Source organism: Peteryoungia wuzhouensis, from assembly GCF_003205195.1.
In the GTDB taxonomy this organism is placed as follows: Bacteria; Pseudomonadota; Alphaproteobacteria; order Rhizobiales; family Rhizobiaceae; genus Allorhizobium; species Allorhizobium wuzhouense.
On sequence record NZ_QJRY01000009.1, the window covers coordinates 115,028 to 134,267 of the forward strand.

A 19,240-nucleotide genomic window follows, 5' to 3' on the forward strand; every position below is an offset into this window, starting at 1 on the left:
GTTACCCCAACAATCCGGTTTCTTGTTTATGCACGAGCAGCATCGTCGACGTGTTGCCGAGAATGCGGTCATTGGAAATCATCAGTTCTGCGGAATGGGCATCGCGCAGATGACGGCCGAGGCTGAACGGCGTGCCGTTCTTGTAGCCCATGATGCCGCAGATCCTGAGTGCCTGGTTGATGACCGGCAGGATCATCTCCGAGGAGGCGATCTTGACGTTGTTCATGGCAACGGCAAAGCCCATCGAGGACAGGCGATCCGGGTCCTTCAACGCCTGTTCGTAAGATACCAGCCCGGACTGAATGTTGGACCGGATCACCTGGAGCTCGCTCGACATCTCTGCCAGCTGCACGAGGCCGGGAGGCTGTGTCCCTGGCGCCTTGCGGGCCGCAGCGCGGATGAAGGTCTGGGCCTTGGTGAAGGCGTCGACGGCGATGCCGTACCAAAGCGCGCTCCAGAGAAGGTGCGAACTTGCCAGCATCGACTGAGCTGCAATCTCGGCGAAAGGCTTCGGCAGGATCTGTATGGCGGGGGCTTCACCCTTGAAGAGGAAACCGTCCGAGCAGGTGCCGCGCATGCCCATGGTGTCCCAGACATGCGTCTGTTCCAGCGTGTACTGGTCTTTGAGAAACACCGTCATCACCTGGTCGGTTGGCGGAGCATTTTTGTGGGCGCGCGAGGTGATGAGAATGGCGTCGGCATGTTTGCCGTAGGAGATGACGGTGGCGTCCTTCTCCAGGCGGCAGCGATCACCCTCGACCTCGATGGCGCAGATCGAGTTGCGCAGGTTGCCGCCGATGCCGCCTTCCGTGGTCGCCGAGCCGAGCAGCAGCTGCTCGTCGCAGATCTTGCGCATGAAGCCGCGATGCCATTCGGCTTCGGTGCCGTGCGAAACGAGGCTCGACACCTTGATCTGGTGCATGGCGAAGATCATGGCGCTTGCGGCACAGGCCTGGGCAATGATCGTGCAGAGTTCCGCGATCTCGGAAGTCGACCGGCCTTCGCCGCCACAGTCCGCCGGAATCTGGATACCGAGCAGTTTCTCGGCTTTCATCGCCTCGACGGCTTCGAGGGGGAAGCGGCCCTGGCGGTCGACGTCGTCGGCATAGACGGCCGCGATGGCGGAGACCCTGACGGCGCGGGCTTTCAGGCTTTGGTCCGCCGACTTGCTCGAGAGGTCCATCAGGCGACCTTTCTATCCTTGAGTATGGTGTCGACCGTCGCTTCGATCGCCGCGATGCTGGCGAAGGACTTGCGGTTCAGGAGGTGATCGGGGAATTCCATATCGAACGCCTCTTCGAGACCGAGCATCAGCTGCACCGATGCGAAGGAAGAGAGGCCTGCTGCATAGAGATCGGCATTGTCGGCGAGCGTCTCGACAGCCACCGGAAGGCCGCCCAGTTTCGACAGGAGTGCGCGAATGGTGTCGTTCATCGTCTCTTCCTTCCCAAGTCATGGCTCAAATTTTTATTGAGCGATTTCTTACAGAGGAAAGACGAAGTTTTCGCTAATGAATTCCATAAAACCCGAGTGAATGGCAATCATTGCATGTCTAAATCGCGCCTTTATTGAAATGAAAGCCGATTTACCAAGTTTATTTACTCTTGGTAGGAGCGTTCATCTCCGTGACGATCGACGATGATGTATCGATTTGGTTCAACTTGGCGCAGTGCGCTTGCGCCCGCCTCAACTTTGCCATGGCCGTCCGGCAGGTCGAGGATGTATTGCGGTATGCAAAGGCCGGAGATCCGGTTGCGCAGTTCGCGCATGATGGCCTGGCCTTCGGCGATCGTCAGACGGAAGTGACCGGTCCCGGGCGCCATGTCGGGATGATGCAGGTAATAGGGCTTCACCCGCATCTCGACAAAGGCGCGCATCAGCGCTGCCAGTGTATCCGCATGGTCGTTGATGCCCTTCAGCAGCACGCTTTGGCTGACCATCGATATGCCGGCATCAACCAGCCGGGTGCAGGCTGCCCGAACCTCAGGTGTCAGTTCGCGGGGATGGTTCGCATGCAGCGCTACGAAAACTGTCTTGCCACCCGATTTCAGGGCCTCGACGAGTTCTGGCGTGATCCGCGCCGGATCGACGGCGGGCACGCGGCTGTGAATGCGAACGATCTTGACGTGGTCGATGGTCGCGAGCGCCTGCATCACGTCGCGCAGGCGCCGGGGTGACAGGATCAGCGGGTCGCCGCCTGTCAGGATGACTTCCCAGATGCCGTCATGGCTGCGGATGTAGTCAAGTGCGGTATCGAGTTGTTGAGACGACAGTGTCCCGTCACCGTCAGGCCCCACCATTTCACGCCGAAAACAGAAGCGGCAGTAAACCGGACAGACATGGAGAAGCTTCAGCAGGACGCGATCGGGGTAGCGGTGCACGATCCCGTCGACCGGCGAATGCGGATGATCACCGATCGGATCGGGCCGTTCGTCGGGGTGCTCGATGAGTTCAGCCGCTGTTGGCAGGTATTGTGCGGCGATCGGGTCCAATGGGTCGCTCGTGTCGATCAGCCGCGCGACAGTCGGCGTGAGAGCGATGGCGTAACGTTCCGTGACGGCATCAAGCGCCTTGGCCGGGCCGGGCTTGACCAGACCCGCCGAGACCAGATCCTCGACCGTGCGCAGGGTGGCATCAGCCAAGGTGCGTCTCCGTCACCGGCGCCCAGATGACTTGGTCGATCCTGAGGGCACCGGTTGCCAGCATCACCAGACGATCAAAGCCGAGGGCGATGCCGGAGGCTTGCGGCATGATGGCGAGCGCTTCAAGGAAGTCTTCGTCCAGCGGATAGGTTTCGCCGTAGACGCGCTGCTTTTCGACCATCTCGGCCTCGAAGCGGCGCCGTTGCTCAGCGGGATCGGTGAGTTCGCCGAAGGCGTTGGCGAGTTCGACACCGCAGGCATAGAGCTCGAAGCGTTCGGCGACACGCGGATCGACGGCGCAGGGGCGCGCAAGCGCTGCCTCGGCGACCGGGTATCTGTCGAGGATGGTGGCGCGGCCGAGCCCGAGATTGGGTTCCACCTTGTCGACGATGATGCGGCTGAAGAGGTCGGCCCAGTTGTCGTCGTCTGCGACGCGCAGGGTCTTGGCCCGCATCTGGGCCGCGAGCGCATCGCGATCGGTGGTCCCGTCGTGGGCAATCGTGGCCAGCAGATCGATATCCGCATAGCGGGTGAAAGCATCGGCGACCGAGATGCGTTCCGGCGTCGCAAACGGATCTGCCGTCTTACCGTTGTAGGCAAAGCGGCCGGTGCCGGCGGTCTGGGCGGCCAGCGCCAGAAGCTCCGCGCAGTCCTGCATCAGAGTCTCGTAGGACTGCCTGACGCGGTACCATTCCAGCATGGTGAATTCGGGGTGGTGCAGTGGTCCACGTTCGCGATTGCGGTAGACATGGGCGAAGCAGGTGATGCGGGTTTCGCCGGCAGAGAGGAGCTTCTTGCAGGCGAATTCCGGTGATGTGTGGAGATAGAGCGGGGCTGCAGAGCCGTCATGCCCCAGAGCCTCAGTGGCAAAGGCATGCAGATGGGCTTCGTTGCCCGGCGACACCTGTAGCGTCGCCGTATCGACTTCGACGAAATCCTGGGTCGCGAAATGGTGGCGGAAAGCGGCCTGGATCCGGTTGCGTCCGATCAGGAAGGGGCGCCGATCGGCATGGGCCGAAGGGGTCCACCACGCAGGGGATGAACGGCTTCGATCGGACATTCCGGATTCTCGATCCTTCTCTCAACACGGGCTGGCTATTTTGCCGGATTTGGGTTAGTCCCGCCCGAGAAATTCGAAGACGTCAGCAGGGACGGCCGTCCTTTACGACGGGTCTCACGCAGATACAAGGAATTCCAATGGTCAAGGTTATCGCCTCTTCCGTCCGCAAGGGCAATGTTATCGATGTCGACGGCAAGCTCTATGTCGTTCTCACCGCCGAAAACTTCCACCCCGGCAAGGGGACCCCGGTCACGCAGGTCAACATGCGTCGCATCGTCGACGGCGTGAAGGTTTCGGAGCGCTGGCGGACGACCGAACAGGTCGAGCGCGCCTTCGTCGAGGACGTCAACCACCAGTTCCTCTATGAAGACGGTGAAGGCTTCCACTTCATGAACCCGGAAAGCTACGACCAGGTCGTGGTCGATGCGGAAACCATGGGCGAACAGAAGGCCTACCTACAGGAGGGCATGGTCTGCATTCTCTCGATGCATGAAGGCGTGGCGCTTGCCATCCAGCTGCCGCGTCACGTGACGCTCGAAATCACCGAGACCGAGCCGGTCGTCAAGGGCCAGACGGCGTCGTCGTCCTACAAGCCGGCAATGCTGTCCAACGGCATCCGCACCATGGTGCCGCCGCATATCGATGCCGGCATCCGTGTCGTGATCGCGACCGAAGACAATTCCTACGTCGAGCGCGCCAAGAACTAAGCTTCTGCGTTCGTCATACAGATGAGGCCCGGCGTTTCCGACGCCGGGCCTTTTGCATGGAACACTCAGGGCCAGCGATCATGGCGGGCCCTTCGTCGACACGTTGATGTCAATATCCGGCGGCGAGCGGATTTCCGAAGGAAGAGACGGCGCGGCGGCTGCGGCTGGCGGCCTGGGATGTATCCCCCCGCTCCAGCAGCGTGATCTGCTCCTTCAGGTGCAGCTTGATCTTCTTCAACGCACGAACTCTGATGCCATCCGGCCGGGGGCGGCGCTGCTCCTCGTCGATCTTGGCGGCTACGATCGAATGGCGGGCTTTGAGGGCTTTCAAAAGTTGCTTCATGAGTCGTCTCCTTTGCGATGAGCCGAATATGGAAACGCTTCGTTGATTGTTCCAATTCATTGATTATATCATTCTCATAGAGGTTCCCTATGAGGTTGCGATGCCGTTTCGACCGAGCCACCGCCAGCTGGAATATCTGATCGCGCTCGGAGAGGCGGGGCATTTTGGCGAGGCTGCCCGGCGATGTCATGTTTCCCAGCCGACGCTGTCCGTGCAGGTGGCGCTGCTGGAAAAGCAGCTTGGCGTGGCATTGATCGACCGGATGCCGGGCCAGGTGACGCCAACCCCTGTGGGGGCGGAGATCATCAGGGCGGCCAAGGTCGTCCTCAGCGGACTGGACGAAATCCGGGCCCTGGCGATCAGTTCCAAGGGCAATCTCGGCGGCGCCATCCGGCTCGGGGTGGCGCCGTCCTTCGGGCCCTATTTCCTGCCTTATCTGCTGCCGCGTCTGCATCGCCAACATCCGGACCTCAAACTCTATATTCGCGAAGACCGTCCACGGCAGCTGGAAAAGGCCGTGTTGCAGGGCGAGACGGATTGTGGCGTCGGCCCGGTGCCGTTTCACGAGCCGGATCTGGTGGCCGAGGTGATCTGCCGGGAACGGATCTATCTGGGGGTTCCGCACAAACACCCACTTGCCGATCACAGGTCTGTCCCGATGGCGGCGCTCGAGGGCATGCGGTTGCTGACGCTCGGTCCAGGACACAGACTGCTGGACGACGTCAGAAAGCTCGCGGAAATGTCGGGTGCGATCCTGGCCGAAGATTATGAGGGATCGAGCCTCGATGCGATCCGGCAGATGGTTTCGATCGAAATGGGGCTGTCGCTGTTTCCGGAGCTTTATGTGCGCTCGGAGTTTGCCAAGGATGAAAACATCCGTCTGCTGACCATCGAGGATTGGCAGGGCACGCGTGACATTGCGTTCTTCTGGCGGAAATCGAGTGCCAGGGGGAGGCACTTCCAGTCCCTGGCCGAACTCGGCCGGCAGGTCGCGGAGGGGCTGTTTGCGTCAGGGTCGATTGGCGGGACATGATCCCCGGCGAGGCCGGGGATCATGCTGATGTCAGGCGATGCCGCCGAGGCAGATATACTTGATCTCGGTGTAGTCATCGATGCCATATTTCGAGCCTTCGCGGCCGAGGCCGGACTGCTTGATGCCGCCAAAGGGTGCGACTTCCGTCGAGATCAGGCCGGTGTTGACGCCGACCATGCCGTATTCGAGGGCTTCGGCAACCCGGAAGATCTTGGCGATGTCCTTCGAATAGAAGTAGGAGGCGAGGCCGAACTCCGTGGCATTGGCGAGTTCCACCACTTCCTCTTCCGTCTCGAACTTGAAGAGCGGGGCGACGGGGCCGAAGGTTTCTTCGGTCGCGACCTTCATGGCGGTGGTGACGCCTGTCAGGATGGTCGGCTGGAAGAACAGGTCGCCGGCCTCGGCACTATTGCCTCCGAGTGCGACCTTCGCGCCCTTCGATACGGCGTCGGCCACGTGTTCCTTGACCTTCTCGATGGCCTTGGAATCGATCAGCGGGCCTGTCGTCACGCCTTCAGCAAAGCCGTCGCCAACCTTCAGCTGGGAGACCTTCTCGGCGAGCTTCTTGGCAAATGCGTCGTAGACGCCCGACTGGACGTAGAGACGGTTGGCGCAGACGCATGTCTGTCCGGCATTGCGGTATTTCGAGATCATCGCGCCTTCGACGGCGGCATCGAGATCCGCATCGTCGAAGACGATGAACGGCGCGTTGCCTCCGAGTTCGAGGCCTAGCTTCATGATCTGGTCGGCACCCTGGCGCATCAGGATGCGACCGACATTGGTCGAGCCGGTAAAGGTCAGCTTGCGGACCTTGTCGTTGGCGCACATTTCCTCACCGACCATGGCGGCATTGGTTGATGTGAGCACCGAAAACAGTCCGGCCGGCAGGCCTGCGCGTTCCGCGAGGATCGCAAGGGCGAGCGCCGAGAGCGGTGTCTGGGCAGCAGGCTTCGAGACCATCGCGCAGCCGACGGCAAGTGCCGGGGCGACCTTGCGGGCGAGCATGGCGTTCGGGAAGTTCCACGGCGTGATCGCGCCGACGACGCCTATGGGCTGCTTGATCACCATGATCCGCTTGTCGGCCTGATGGCCGGGGATCGTGTCGCCATAGACGCGCTTGGCTTCCTCGGCGAACCATTCGACATAGGATGCGCCATAGAGGATTTCGCCACGGGCTTCCGGCCAGGGTTTGCCCATTTCCATGGTGAGGATCGTGGCGAGGTCATCGGCATTGGCGACCATCAGGTCGTTCAGCTTGCGGAGCACGGCTGCGCGCTCCTTGCCGGTCTTTTTCGCCCAGGCCTTCTGTGCGGCGTGCGCTGCGTCGATCGCCTTGGTGACTTCCGCCTTGTTCACGTCTGGCAGAACGGCGATGACATCGCCGGTCGCCGGGTTCGTAACCTCAAAGGTCTTGCCGGACTGGCTGGTGGCGAGCCACTCGTTGCCGACCAGCGACTTGTCGGTTGCAAGCGATGGGTCCTTGAGCTTGTCGGTCAGAATTTTGGAAAGGGTCATGCCTTAAGCTCCTGCTGCGACTTCGCGGATCGACGCTTCGATCAGGTCAAGCGCCTCGTTGAACACCTCGTCCTGAATGGTGATCGGGGCGAGGAAGCGGATGACGTTGCTGTAGACGCCGCACGTCAAAAGGATCAGGCCCTTTTCCAACGCCTTGACGCGGACCGCATTGGTGAAATCCGCGTTGGGCTTGTCGGTTCCCGGAACCTTGAACTCGACGGCATTCATGAAGCCGAGGCCGCGAATATCCATGATGTGGGGAATGTCGGAGCGCAGGCTTTCGAGGCGCTGCTTCAGGCGGTTGCCAAGCTGGTTGGCGCGCTCGCAGAGCTGTTCCTCTTCGATGACGTCGAGCACAGCATGGGCTGCGGCAATCGCCAGCGGGTTGCCCGCATAGGTACCGCCGAGGCCACCGGGGCCGGGGGCATCCATCAGTTCGGCGCGGCCAGTGACGGCCGAGAGCGGGAAGCCGCCAGCAAGGCTCTTGGCCATCGTCGTCAGGTCCGGAACGACGTCGTAATGCTCCATGGCAAACAGCTTGCCGGTGCGCGCAAAGCCAGTCTGGACCTCGTCGGCGACCAGAAGGATGCCGTGTTCGTCGCAGAGTTCGCGCAGAGCCTTCATCAGCGGACGCGGAACATCATAGAAGCCGCCTTCGCCCTGGACCGGCTCAAGAATGATTGCGGCGACCCGCTTCGGGTCGACATCTGCCTTGAAGAGCTTGTCGAGAACGTCGAGCGTGGTCTCGACGTCAATGCCGTGCATCTCAAGCGGGAAGGGAACGTGGAACACGTCATTCATCATCGGGCCGAAACCGACCTTGTAGGGGACAACCTTGCCGGTCAGCGCCATGCCCATGAAGGTGCGGCCATGGAAGCCGCCGGTAAACGCGATGACGGCGGAGCGGCCGGTGGCGCAACGCGCGATCTTGATGGCGTTTTCGACGGCTTCGGCGCCGGTCGTTGCAAAGATCGTCTTCTTCTCGAAATTGCCAGGTACGATCTTGTTCAGGCGTTCGGCGAGCGCGACGTAGTTCTCGTAGGGCACAACCTGATGGCAGGTATGGGTAAAGCGGTCGAGCTGCTTCTTGACCGCTTCAACGACCTTCGGGTGCCGATGCCCGGTATTGAGAACGGCGATACCGCCGGCAAAGTCGATGTAACGTCGGCCTTCGACGTCCCAGATCTCGGAATTCTCAGCCTTGTCGGCATAGATCTGCGTGGTCATGCCGACGCCGCGGGAGATGGCGTCATTCTTGCGAGCTGAGATTTCGGCGTTCTTCATCGTTTTCGTCCTGTGCGAAGGGTTGCCAGCGGCGTCGCATCCGACTGCGATCGCGCGGTGCGATATTTCCTACATTTTTTCTGTAGACTTGCAATATGCTTTGTCATCATTATCACCCGTGACTGCGACATTTGATCGAGGGCAGCGTGGAAGACATCCGGTTCAAGATTGCAGAGGCGGCCAGGATGGCGGGGGTGTCACCCTCGACACTGCGCCTTTGGGAAAGCCAGGACCTGATCCAGCCCATTCGGACACCGACAGGGCAGCGGCTGTACGACCGCATCCTGGTCGACCGATTGAAGCACATAGCCTGGCTCCGGAGCGAAAAGGGCCTTAATCCCGCAGCGATCCGCGAAACCCTTCGCGAGCGCGCGACTGATGTCGATGAGGATGGCACCGAAAGCGACGACGATGGCGGCGACATCCGGCCAGGTACTCGGATGCGCCGCCTGAGACGTGAGGCGGGCAAGACCCTTGAGACCGTCGCGCAGGCGACCGGCGTTTCGGTCTCTCAGCTTTCAACCTTCGAGCGGACGTCGCAAGGACTTTCCTTCACCGCCTTGCATGAAGTGGCCCGGCATCTCGGTACCACGCTTGCCTCACTCAGCGGACAGGAGGAGGGACGGGGCGGGGAGAGCCTTATCCGGGATGGTCGTTGGGCGTCATGGCCGACCACCTCATCCGGGGTGGCCGTGCAGGTTCTGGCCGAGGGCCGCAACCAGATGGAGTGCAATCGCTTCCAGTTGGCGCCCGGGGCCTCCAGCGAGGGCGCCTATCAGCATGAGGGGGAGGAGTTCATCCACATGCTGACCGGGAGCCTCGAGATTATCCTCGACGGTGACCAGTTCTTCGAACTGCATGCCGGCGACAGCTTCTATTTCGAGAGCCGCAGGCCACATTCCTGGCGCAACATTTCCAGTGGTGAGACGGTTCTCATCTGGATCAACACGCCAGCCACCTTCTGATCTCAAGGCACAAAAAACCCGGCGACCGTTTCCGGTGCCGGGTTTCCGTAATCGTTGCGCGGCTTACTTGCTTGCGACGACGGTCTTGCTGTCCCAAGCGTAACCCCCGCCGATCGCGACGTTCAGGGCCACATAGTTGCTTGCCAGTTGCTGCACAGCCTGGGCCAGGTTCGCCTGGGCGCTGGCCACGTTGCGCTGGGCGTCGAGCACGTCGAGCAGCGAGGATGCGCCGTCGCGATAGCTTGCGGTTGCGAGCGACAAGGCTTCTTCATAAGAGCGAACGGTCGCCGTCAACGCCGACACGGTCTGGCGCGTGCGGTTGACCGCCACGAGAGCGTTTTCAACCTCGGCGACAGCGCTGAGTACCGTCTGTTTCCAGGCGAGGTAAGCTTCGCGGGCTGCGGATTCGCGTGCCTTGACATTGGCACGACGCTGGCCGCCGTCGAAGATTGGCAGGTTCAGGCTGGGGCCAAAGCCCCACGAGGTCACTCCGCCATTGGCAGCTGACGTCACGATGTAGCTCGGCGAAATCGATCCGCTCAGGGTAATGGACGGATATAGTGCTGCTTCGGCAACGCCGACCTCCGCAGTGGCGGCGGCCAGGCTGCGTTCGGCAGCGCGAATGTCTGGACGGTTGCGGATCAGGTCAGCCGGGACGCCGGCGTTGACGCCGCGCCTTGCATAAGGCTGAGCTGCGCCCTTCTGCAGGTCCGCGAGAAGGGTAGTCGCCGGCAGGCCGAGCAGCAGCGAAATGCGGTGCACCGACTGGCGGAACCCGATTTCGAGCGACGGGATTTCAGCGACCGTCGAATTCACCAGGCCCTCGGACTGGACGACGTCGAGACGCGAGGCTGCCCCGGCTTCCAGCTGAAGGCGGGTCAGTTCGAGCGTTTCCTTGCGCGAGGCCAGGTTCTTGCGGGCGATCGCGATGCGCTCCTGATAGTAGCGAGCGTCGACATAGGCGGTGACAACGCTCGAGAGGAATGTCAGCTTCGCGACGTCAGCACGGGCATAGGCGCCATCGAGCGATGCCTTTGCACCTTCCTTGGCGCGGCGATACTGGCCAAAGAGATCCAGCAGCCATGACACATTCGCAGAGCCAGTCGTCGTGTTGCGCGTCGGGCTGTCCTGGCCACCGGAGCCGGTGCCGTTGAAATCACCCGTGCCGCTGCTGCCGGACACCTGGTGCTGTCCGGAAACCGTAAGCTGCGGGATCGCGGCAGCACCTGCAGCTTCAAAATTTGCCTCGGCGGCGGTGATGCGTTCAATGGCCTGCAGGACGTCGAGGTTCTGGGCGAGGCCCTTTTCGACGAGTTTATTCAACCGCGGGTCGTTGAAGGCGGTCCACCAGGACGCCAGCGAGACGTCGCCTGCAGCTCTGGCGCTGCCTTCGGAAAATTTGACCGGAAGTGCCGTCTGGGGCGTCTCATGATTAGGTCCAACGACACAACCAGAGAGAAGGAGCATTACAAGTGGAGCGGCTGCGCGAATGGATGGCATCACGTTTTCCTGTGTTCGTCCCCGGTCGTCGTTGAGGGGGTTATAACACCCTCGCCGAGGACCGCATTACTCACGCAGGCCAACCCGGCAGCCTACGCAATAGTTGGTTAACATAGTTTGTCAATCTTCACGATGACAGCGGATCTTGTGGTTTTGCACCGCCGAAAAGTTTGCGGATGATCACGAAAAATGACGGTACGAAGAAGATCCCGAGCGCCGTTGCCGTGAACATGCCTCCCAGAACGCCGATACCGATGGAATTCTGTGCAGCGGAGCCCGCTCCGGTGGCAATTGCCAGCGGTACGACACCCAGAATGAAGGCCAGTGACGTCATGATGATTGGTCGCAGACGAAGCTTTGCAGCTTCGAGTGTTGCATCAATGACACTCACTCCGGCCGCCTGGCGGTCCTTCGCGAACTCCACGATGAGAATCGCATTCTTGGCCGCCAGACCGATCGTGGTCAAAAGCCCGACCTTGAAATAGACGTCGTTGGACTGGCCGAAGAACGAAGCGGCTGCAACGGCACCAAGAACGCCCACGGGGACGGCCATGATGACGGAGAAGGGAATCGACCAGCTTTCGTAAAGGGCGGCGAGGCAAAGGAAGACGATCAGGACCGAGAGCGCGTAGAGCAGGGGGGCCTGCGAGCCGGAGAGCCGTTCCTGATAGGAGATGCCCTGCCATGCGACGGTGTATCCACCCTCCATAGCCGCAGTCAGCTGCTCCATGGTGTCCATCGCGGTGCCGGAACTCACATTGGCGCCTGCCGCACCGTCCAGCGAGATTGCACCGACACCGTTGAAGCGGCTGAGCGTCGGAGCGCCACTGATCCATTGCGTCTTGATGAAAGACGAGAACGGAACCATTTCGCCGCTGCTGTTGCGCGCATGCCAGTCCTTGATGGCGTCTTCGCTCATGCGATACGGCGCATCGCCCTGGACGTAGACCGGCTTCAATTCGCCGTTGAGCGTAAAGTCGTTGACATCACGGCCCGCGAAGATGGTCGACAACATGCTGTTGACCGTCGCGATATCGAGGCCCATGGCGCCCATCTTTTCCTGGTCGAGCAGGAACTTCAGCTGCGTTTCGGCCGGCGGATTGTTGGAGCGTAGCGAGCTGACATTCGGATTGCTGCTGCCGGCCTGAATCAAGGCCTGCGATGCCGTTGTCAGTGCTTCGGTGCCACGCTTGCCGCTATCCACAAGATACATCGAGAAGCCGCTGGAGGTGCCGAGACCCGGAATGGCCGGCGGCTGGAGCGGGAAAACCTGGGCATCGGTCAGAGTGAAGAAGTAGCCCATGGCCCGCTGGACGACCGCCGATGCCGCAAGCTGCGGTTCGGTGCGTTCGGAGAAGTCCTTCAGCTTGGCAAACACCAGCGCGTAATTCTGACCGGCGCCGACGAAGGAGAAGCCGGATACCGCGAAGACATCCTGGATCGCGTCCTTTTCCTTCTCAAGGTAATAATCCTCGATCTTTTCAATGATCGCTTCGGTTCGCGTGACGCTTGCGCCATTGGGAAGCTGGACAATCGTCATCAGCACGCCCTGGTCTTCCTGCGGCAGGAAGGACGAAGGCAGGCGAAGGAAGAACCAGCTCATGCCACCGATGACCACAGCGAACATGAGCAAAACGCGCAAGGGACGCTTCAGCAAGTAGGCGATCGACGAGACGTAGCCGCCAGTCGCGCGATCGAAGTTTCGGTTGAACCAACCGGCCAGACCGCGCTTCTGCTTGTGATGGTCGATCGGCTTCAGCATGGTCGCGCAGAGAGCGGGCGTCAGCACGATTGCGACGACAGCCGACAGCAGCATGGCCGAGACGATGGTCACGGAGAACTGGCGGTAGATGATACCGGTCGAGCCGCCAAAGAAGGCCATCGGGATGAAGACGGCGGTCAAGACCAGGGCGATGCCGACGATGGCGCCGGTGATTTCACCCATCGACTTCTCGGTCGCCTCCAACGGAGACAGGCCTTCCTCGCTCATGATGCGCTCGACATTCTCGACGACGACGATGGCATCGTCGACGAGCAGACCGATGGCCAGAACCATGGCAAACATCGTCAGCGTGTTGATGGAGTAACCAGTCAACGCCAGGATGCCGAAGGTTCCGAGAAGAACCACCGGGACTGCAATCATTGGAATGAACGTGGCACGCAGGTTCTGCAGGAAAATCAGCAGAACGAAGAAGACGAGAACGATTGCCTCGATCAGCGTGTGGACGACCTTTTCGATCGACAGTTCGACGAAGGGCGTTGTGTCGTAGGGATAGGTTATCTCGACGTTCTGCGGCAGGGACGGCGCAATGGCGTCGAGTTCGGTTTTCACGCGGCTTGCCGTGTCCAGAGCGTTGGCTCCGGTCGCCAGGTTGACCGCGAAACCCGTCGCCGGCTTGCGGTTGGCGCGTGTGTTGGTCGAGTAGCTTTCCTGACCGACTTCAATTCGGGCGACGTCGCTCAAGCGGACGGTGGCGCCATCGGTTTCCGTGCGCAGGATGATGGACTCGAAATCCGAGACCGACTGCAACTGGCTCTGGGCCGTGACGGTAACGTTCAACTGCTGGCCCTTGGCGGCCGGCAGACTGCCGATTGCGCCGACGGAAACCTGCGTGTTCTGCGCCTGGATTGCGGCGGTCACGTCGGTCGGGGTCAGCTGAAACTTGTTCAGCTTGTAGGGATCGAGCCAGACGCGCATGGCGTAACCGGTGCCGAAGACCTCGATGCTGCCCACGCCTTCGAGACGCTTGATCTGGTCCTCGATCTGCGAGGAGAAGATGTCGCCAAGCTCCACATTGCTGCGCGTGCTGTCGGTCGAGACCAGCGCGCCGACGAGCAGGATGCTCGAGGTGGAGCGCGTCACTGACAGACCAGTGCTCTGCACCACGTCCGGGAGCTGCGACTGCACCAGTTGCAGCTTGTTCTGGACCTGGACCTGCGCGATTTCAGGATCGATCGAATTGCCGAAGGTCAGCGAGACACTGGAAGACCCGGTGCTGGAGGACGAGGTCATGTAGGTCAGATCGTCCAGCCCGGTCATGCCGTCCTCGATGATCGACGTGACGGACTTCTCGACCGTCTCGGCGCTTGCGCCATTGTAAGTCGCAGAGATCTGAACGGTGGTCGGTGCAATTTCCGGATACTGCGCGATGGAAAGCGTCGATATTGCGAGCGCACCGCCGAGCATGATGATGATCGCGATCACCCAAGCAAAGATCGGGCGACGGATGAAGAATTTGGCCATGGTTGGTTCCTAACGCCTCTGTTGCCTTGCTATCGCACGCTTAAGGTTGTGCGGCAGGGGCGGCATCCGGCGCCGCGGTGATTTCAACCAGACCCTTTTCATTGACTGTCGCTTCGACCGGCTTGACGGGCGCGCCTTCACCGATCCACTGGAAGCCGTCGACAATCAGCTTGTCGCCATCATTGATGCCGGAGGCAACCAGCCAGTTGTTGCCAGACACCTGGCTATGGTCGAAGACGCGCGTCTCCACCTTGCCGTCCGCAGTCATGAATTTTGCGGTCAGATGGCCGTTGGGGTCGCGGGTGGCTGCGAGTTGGGGGATCAGATAACCTTCTTCGGTGCCGACATTGACGGTCGCACGCACATACATGCCGGGCAGGATCAGGTCGTCGGGATTGTCGAACACGGCGCGGATGGAGTAGGTGCCGGTCGTCTGGCTCACGGCCATGTCGGACATGTCGAGCTTTCCGACGACCGGGTATTCGAGACCGTCGTCCAGGGTCATTCGTATGTCGGCCGTTTCGTTGTTCTCGCGGTTGACCCGGCCGGCTTTGATCGCCTCGCGCAGACGCAACAGGTTGACGCTCGATTCCGTCAGTTCGATGTAGATGGGATCAAGCTGACGCAGCGTCATTAAGGAGTCGGATTGGTTGGCGGTCACGACATTGCCGACGGAGTAGCTCGATGCGGTCGTAACGCCTTCGAAGGGGGCCCGGATCTCGGTGAGTTTCAGCTCGATTTCGGCAGACTGGAGTGCCGCCTTGGCCTGAGCGACATCCGCCTCGGCCTGAAGCAGGGTCACGCGTGCATTTTCAAGCGCAATCTCGGTCGCGCCACTGCCGACCAGGCGTTCCTGTCGGGCAAGGTTGGATTTGGCGGTCGGAACGCTCGCCTCGGCCTTGCGCAGGCTTGCCTGGGCCTGTGCGAATGCCGCGAGATAGGTGTCGTCTTCGATCTTGTAGAGCAGGTCACCGGCCTTCACCTCACTTCCTTCGCGGAAGGAGATTTCCTTGATGACGCCACTCACTCGCGGCCTGATCTGTGCCGTCTGGAAGGCGGATGCGCGGCCTGGAAGCGTTGTCGTCAGAGAATGCGCTGCCTTTTTCATGACGACGACCCGGACTTCCGTCGGAGGACGTTCGCCGCCTTCACCGCCGGGCGCCTTTGCCGAATTGGAATCGCTGCAGGCGGCGAGCGCGCCGATGCAGAGGGCGAAGGCTGAGGCAAGTCTAAGGCGTCGCATCATGGGGGAGGTCTCACTAAAGCAAGTCGGGCGGGGTTCTGTAAATCGAGGGCTGGTCGTACACCGATGATTTGGAAACCCAAATCTTCGACCCCCGTGATCCTTGCGAGATCCCGGTTCGCCACGTGAAGTGACGTATGTTAAACTTCGTCACTTTGCAAGCGGTGACCGCAGTGCAGCATCAATGAGACCAACAACTTCTCGGCACCGTGTTGCCAATATATCAGCCTTCTCATGGGCGATCATGACAGGGTGGATCACACATATCATGGCGTCGAACGAGGCCCGGGCCAGGCGGGGCACATCGGAGACCGCATAGATGCCTTCATCGATGCCGGATTGGATGATCTGGCTGATCGTATCGATCATCATGGCCTGAAAGCGTTCGCCGCAATCCAGCTCTTCGCTGACCGTGATCAGGATCATTTCGAAGAGGTAAGGCGAGTCGTTGATTTCCGTCAGGTGCGACTGCATGACGTGTTCGGCCAGCGCCAGCAAGCGCTCAGGCGCCGGCTTCTTGGGATCGAGCCCTTTGAGGACCTGAAGCGTCTGTTCAATGGCACGTGTGGCAATGGCGTCGACAAGACTGGTCTTTGTCCGAAAGTGTTTGAAAACATTGGCCGGTGACATGCCGAGCTCACTGGCGATGTCGGCAATGGCCACGTTCGCATAGCCATGGGAGCGAAACAGGGCCTCCGCCGTGTTCAGGATTTCCGCCCGCGTCTCCTCAGCCGAGCGACGCGGGCGTCTGCCCGTGCGGCTGTCTGGGACGGTGGAGTTGCACTCCAGCCGAGATGCGCGGGGGATTTCGTTCATGCCTATACCTGCTTCTCCGGGAAATAGGGGGCGAGATTGCTGCGGACGCGTGCCCATGGTGTAACACCGCTGTCGTCCGGCACGAAGGTCTCGCCGGTGATCGCTTCATAGGCATTAATATAGACACGTGATGTCTGTTCGACCAGTGCGGTGGGAATTTCGGGGATTTCGTCCTTGTAGGGATCGCAGCGTTCAACGACCCAGGAGCGCACGAAATCCTTGTCGAAACTCTTCGGACGTTCCCCCTTCTCGAAGCTTTCCTGGTAGCTGTCGGCGATCCAGTAGCGGCTGCTGTCGGGCGTATGGATTTCGTCGGCGAGAATGATGGTGCCGTTCTCGTCGGTGCCGAACTCATATTTGGTGTCAACGAGGATCAGGCCGCGTTCGGCGGCAAGTTGCTGGCCCCGGGCAAAGAGGGCGAGGGCGTAACGCGACAGGGTTTGCCACTGCTCGTTCGTCAGTAGCTTTTTCGAGATGATCTCTTCAGGGGTGAGGGGCTCGTCATGGCCGCCGTTGAATTCCTTGCTGGTCGGCGTGATGATCGCTTCCGGCAGTTTCTCGTTGTCGCGCAGACCATCGGGCAGGGTGATGCCATACATGTTTCGCTCACCCTTCTTATAGAGAGTGAGGATCGATGTGCCCGTCGTGCCGGCGAGGTATCCCCGCACGACGATCTCGACGGGCAGGATATCAAGCCGCTTGCCGACCACCACATTCGGGTCAGGATAGGCGACGACGTGGTTGGGGCAGATATCCTTCGTCTGTTCGAACCAGAAACGGGCCGTCTGGGTCAGGACCTGCCCCTTATAAGGAATGCATGTGAGGATCCGGTCGAAGGCGCTCAGCCGGTCCGTGGAGATGATGATGCGCGTGCCATCCGGCAGGTCATAGTTCTCTCTGACTTTGCCGCGATAATAATTCGGCAGTTCCGGGTAATGGGCTTCGGAGAGGATGCGCATCGAAAACTGTCCTCGGTCTTTCTATCAATGAAGAGGTTGAGAGAGGCCGCTTGGCCTTCACGGCTTTCGCGGTAGCGCAATCCCTGACCGGTTTCAAAGAAAAAGCGCATGGCCGGGCCATGCGCTTTGCTGTCAAGACCAGATGGTCGGCCGCGATCAGGCCAGGGGATGGTGCAGTCGCGCCGTGAAAAGCCCGTTGTCGGTCGCCTTCCGCCACGACTTGGCAGCGGCAAGCACGGCAAGATCGACCAGCGGTTCGACAATGACGACCGTCATATAGGCTGCGCCGAAGGTCGTGATGCTGGCGAGATTGCCGGCTTCGAAGCCATGGCCGTAAAGCGCCCAGAAGGCGACCCACGCGACAATTCCGCCCTGATAGGTGGTCGAGAGGAGAAAGGCCTGCTTGTAGCCGACATCGACATAGGCGGTCTTTGCCGGAATGAGGCGTTCGGCGAGCTTCGACAGGGCAAAGAGCGGCACGATCAGTGTCGTGACATTCATGCCGTATTGCGGCAGGTCGAAGGGCGCGAAAAATACGCCCTGGATCAGCAGGCCGAGTGCCAGACCGATCGAGGCGGCGCCAGCGCCGAAGATCAGGAAGAGTGTCGAGCCGAGGATGAGGTGCACCTCAGATACGCCGACAGGATGATGCGGCAGGATCTCGAAGAAGGAGAAGACGAGAGCGGTCGTCACGAGGCTGCGGCCCGCGAGGCTCACGACGCTCGTATCCTTCCGCAGGTTGTCCGAGGCCATCTTGCCGACCAGTCCGAAGGAGAGGGCGGCCGTTGCGTAGCTGAGAGCGAGTTTTGCGCCGTCGACGACGCCGGGTTCGATATGCATATCCAAAGTCCTTTCGTCCGCGCCCACCGCGCGGGAATAGTGATTGCCGCAGATGCGGCGCCAAGCGATGGCAGGTCTCCTGGCTCACGGGTCAGGGCTTCAGTCCGCCTTATCAGCCCACTTTCGGGCCAATGGCGCTTCGGACGTCGCTCACCGTTCACAGTTGCGGGGGCAGCCACGGTTTCGGCCCCTGATGGGTAATCCTCACCGTATTCCCTCTTCGTCCACCCCTCCGGATTGTCGGGGCGGAACCATCACGCGTGAGACTGTATGTTGGTCTGCTTCTTCATGTCCAGCCTGTTGCGACCTGCGCGCACGGCAAAGCGACGCGGTATTGCCGAATGTCAATTTGACGCATTGAAGGTCCGGGGCCGCTGCCGTTACAGCGGATGGCATGGCAGGTTCATGAATGGAGTGTGCGCGATGATTGCAAGGATGGTGTACCACGTGCCGGTTTTCGGCTGGATGTTGAAGGAGGCTGTCGCGGGTTCAGCGACGACGAAGGTGCTCTTCATCGTCAATCTGCTGCTGCTTTGGCTCTTGGCCATCGTGACGTTTGGATATCCCGCAATCATTCTGCCGGCTCTCAGCGCTGTTCCCACCATGTTCGTATTGCTGATCCTGATCACCAAGGGATGAAATGGCGGGACGATGTGCGGTGTCCTGATGGCAGAAGAGGGCAGCGGAGTCGCTCACGGCCCCTTTGCTCGAGAAGTCGAGGCCGGTCAGGAGGCAATTGGTCCTTTCAAAAGGGCTAATAGGGACGGTTCAGCAGCGGTGCTGCGGGTTTGTGCAGGCTGCATCTTAAAGCGCCATATTTTTTTGTTTAAAATCAATAGCTTGAAAAAAACGACAGTTTTTTGACAATTGGCTGTTGACGGCAAAAGGGAGTGGCCGTATAAGCCGCTTCACCGAACGAGAGGGCGGCGCCAACGAGGCGAGCGGCACTCTGGTTCAGCGAGAAAACCTCTTTAAAAATTGGCTGCGATGCTGATTGGTTGCCGGGTTTAGGCTTGGCGGGGTGGTTTTTTGACGGGATTGTTTCTCGTCTGTTTTTTGACAATTGAAGATAGAAGAAAGAGAAACGTG

General features: G+C 60.4%; 18 protein-coding genes and 1 riboswitch. Of the genes, 4 read left to right on the forward strand and 14 right to left on the reverse strand.

Features of this window, described 5'->3' with window-relative positions:
* Position 1: 1 nt before the first annotated feature.
* From DMY87_RS21525 to epmA, 4 genes are all read right to left on the reverse strand, one after another.
* On the reverse strand, positions 2–1,183 hold the full coding sequence (locus DMY87_RS21525) for an acyl-CoA dehydrogenase family protein (protein ID WP_110793688.1): 1,182 nt from the start codon (positions 1,181–1,183) through the stop codon (positions 2–4).
* Positions 1,183–1,434, reverse strand: a complete 252-nt coding sequence (locus DMY87_RS21530) for an acyl carrier protein (protein WP_110793689.1) — start codon at positions 1,432–1,434, stop codon at positions 1,183–1,185. Before DMY87_RS21530 ends, DMY87_RS21525 begins: the two co-directional genes overlap by 1 nt.
* A gap of 164 nt (positions 1,435–1,598) precedes the next feature.
* Positions 1,599–2,642: a lysine-2,3-aminomutase-like protein gene (locus DMY87_RS21535; protein WP_110793690.1), complete on the reverse strand. Its 1,044-nt coding sequence runs from the start codon at positions 2,640–2,642 to the stop codon at positions 1,599–1,601.
* Positions 2,635–3,702, reverse strand: coding sequence for an EF-P lysine aminoacylase EpmA (gene epmA, locus DMY87_RS21540; protein ID WP_110793691.1), 1,068 nt, complete (start codon positions 3,700–3,702; stop codon positions 2,635–2,637). The genes DMY87_RS21535 and epmA overlap by 8 nt, the downstream gene beginning before the upstream one ends.
* A gap of 137 nt (positions 3,703–3,839) precedes the next feature.
* Here epmA and efp point away from each other — a divergent pair, with 137 nt between their 5' ends.
* A complete protein-coding gene (gene efp, locus DMY87_RS21545; RefSeq protein WP_110793692.1) occupies positions 3,840–4,409 on the forward strand; it encodes an elongation factor P in 570 nt (189 codons plus the stop codon).
* Positions 4,410–4,518: 109 nt separating this feature from the next.
* Here the strand turns inward: efp and DMY87_RS21550 are convergent, their stop codons facing one another.
* The gene (locus DMY87_RS21550; protein ID WP_165826401.1) at positions 4,519–4,752 is read right to left on the reverse strand and encodes a YdcH family protein; all 234 of its coding nucleotides are present in this window, start codon (positions 4,750–4,752) and stop codon (positions 4,519–4,521) included.
* Positions 4,753–4,852: 100 nt separating this feature from the next.
* On the opposite strand from DMY87_RS21550, the gene DMY87_RS21555 reads away from it, so the two are divergent.
* Positions 4,853–5,785: a hydrogen peroxide-inducible genes activator gene (locus tag DMY87_RS21555; protein ID WP_110793694.1), complete on the forward strand. Its 933-nt coding sequence runs from the start codon at positions 4,853–4,855 to the stop codon at positions 5,783–5,785.
* A 30-nt stretch (positions 5,786–5,815) separates the two neighbouring features.
* Here DMY87_RS21555 and DMY87_RS21560 read toward each other — a convergent pair whose 3' ends face one another.
* Complete coding sequence (locus tag DMY87_RS21560) at positions 5,816–7,300, reverse strand: NAD-dependent succinate-semialdehyde dehydrogenase (RefSeq protein WP_110793695.1); 1,485 nt, start codon at positions 7,298–7,300, stop codon at positions 5,816–5,818.
* A 3-nt stretch (positions 7,301–7,303) separates the two neighbouring features.
* Positions 7,304–8,584, reverse strand: a complete 1,281-nt coding sequence (locus DMY87_RS21565; RefSeq protein ID WP_110793696.1) for a 4-aminobutyrate--2-oxoglutarate transaminase — start codon at positions 8,582–8,584, stop codon at positions 7,304–7,306.
* Between the two features lie 185 nt (positions 8,585–8,769).
* Between DMY87_RS21565 and DMY87_RS21570 the strand changes: the two genes are divergently transcribed.
* On the forward strand, positions 8,770–9,549 hold the full coding sequence (locus tag DMY87_RS21570; RefSeq protein WP_245409004.1) for a cupin domain-containing protein: 780 nt from the start codon (positions 8,770–8,772) through the stop codon (positions 9,547–9,549).
* 63 nt (positions 9,550–9,612) lie between these two features.
* Here the strand turns inward: DMY87_RS21570 and DMY87_RS21575 are convergent, their stop codons facing one another.
* From DMY87_RS21575 to DMY87_RS21600, 6 genes are all read right to left on the reverse strand, one after another.
* On the reverse strand, positions 9,613–11,049 hold the full coding sequence (locus DMY87_RS21575; protein ID WP_110793698.1) for an efflux transporter outer membrane subunit: 1,437 nt from the start codon (positions 11,047–11,049) through the stop codon (positions 9,613–9,615).
* A 127-nt stretch (positions 11,050–11,176) separates the two neighbouring features.
* On the reverse strand, positions 11,177–14,293 hold the full coding sequence (locus DMY87_RS21580) for an efflux RND transporter permease subunit (RefSeq protein ID WP_110793699.1): 3,117 nt from the start codon (positions 14,291–14,293) through the stop codon (positions 11,177–11,179).
* 40 nt (positions 14,294–14,333) lie between these two features.
* Entirely contained in the window at positions 14,334–15,539 is a 1,206-nt protein-coding gene (locus tag DMY87_RS21585; RefSeq protein WP_110793700.1) for an efflux RND transporter periplasmic adaptor subunit, read from the reverse strand.
* Positions 15,540–15,686: 147 nt separating this feature from the next.
* Entirely contained in the window at positions 15,687–16,352 is a 666-nt protein-coding gene (locus tag DMY87_RS21590) for a TetR/AcrR family transcriptional regulator (protein ID WP_110793701.1), read from the reverse strand.
* A 2-nt stretch (positions 16,353–16,354) separates the two neighbouring features.
* A complete protein-coding gene (locus DMY87_RS21595; RefSeq protein ID WP_110793702.1) occupies positions 16,355–17,311 on the reverse strand; it encodes a phosphoribosylaminoimidazolesuccinocarboxamide synthase in 957 nt (318 codons plus the stop codon).
* A 156-nt stretch (positions 17,312–17,467) separates the two neighbouring features.
* Positions 17,468–18,151 (reverse strand): energy-coupling factor ABC transporter permease, encoded by a 684-nt coding sequence (locus tag DMY87_RS21600; RefSeq protein ID WP_110793713.1) that lies wholly within the window; start codon positions 18,149–18,151, stop codon positions 17,468–17,470.
* Between the two features lie 52 nt (positions 18,152–18,203).
* Positions 18,204–18,422: riboswitch (cobalamin riboswitch) on the reverse strand.
* A 152-nt stretch (positions 18,423–18,574) separates the two neighbouring features.
* Between DMY87_RS21600 and DMY87_RS21605 the strand changes: the two genes are divergently transcribed.
* The gene (locus tag DMY87_RS21605; protein WP_165826403.1) at positions 18,575–18,790 is read left to right on the forward strand and encodes a hypothetical protein; all 216 of its coding nucleotides are present in this window, start codon (positions 18,575–18,577) and stop codon (positions 18,788–18,790) included.
* 193 nt (positions 18,791–18,983) lie between these two features.
* On the opposite strand, the gene DMY87_RS24300 is transcribed toward DMY87_RS21605, so the two are convergent.
* A partial coding sequence (locus DMY87_RS24300; RefSeq protein ID WP_165826404.1) for a hypothetical protein occupies positions 18,984–19,240 on the reverse strand: 257 nt, incomplete at its 5' end.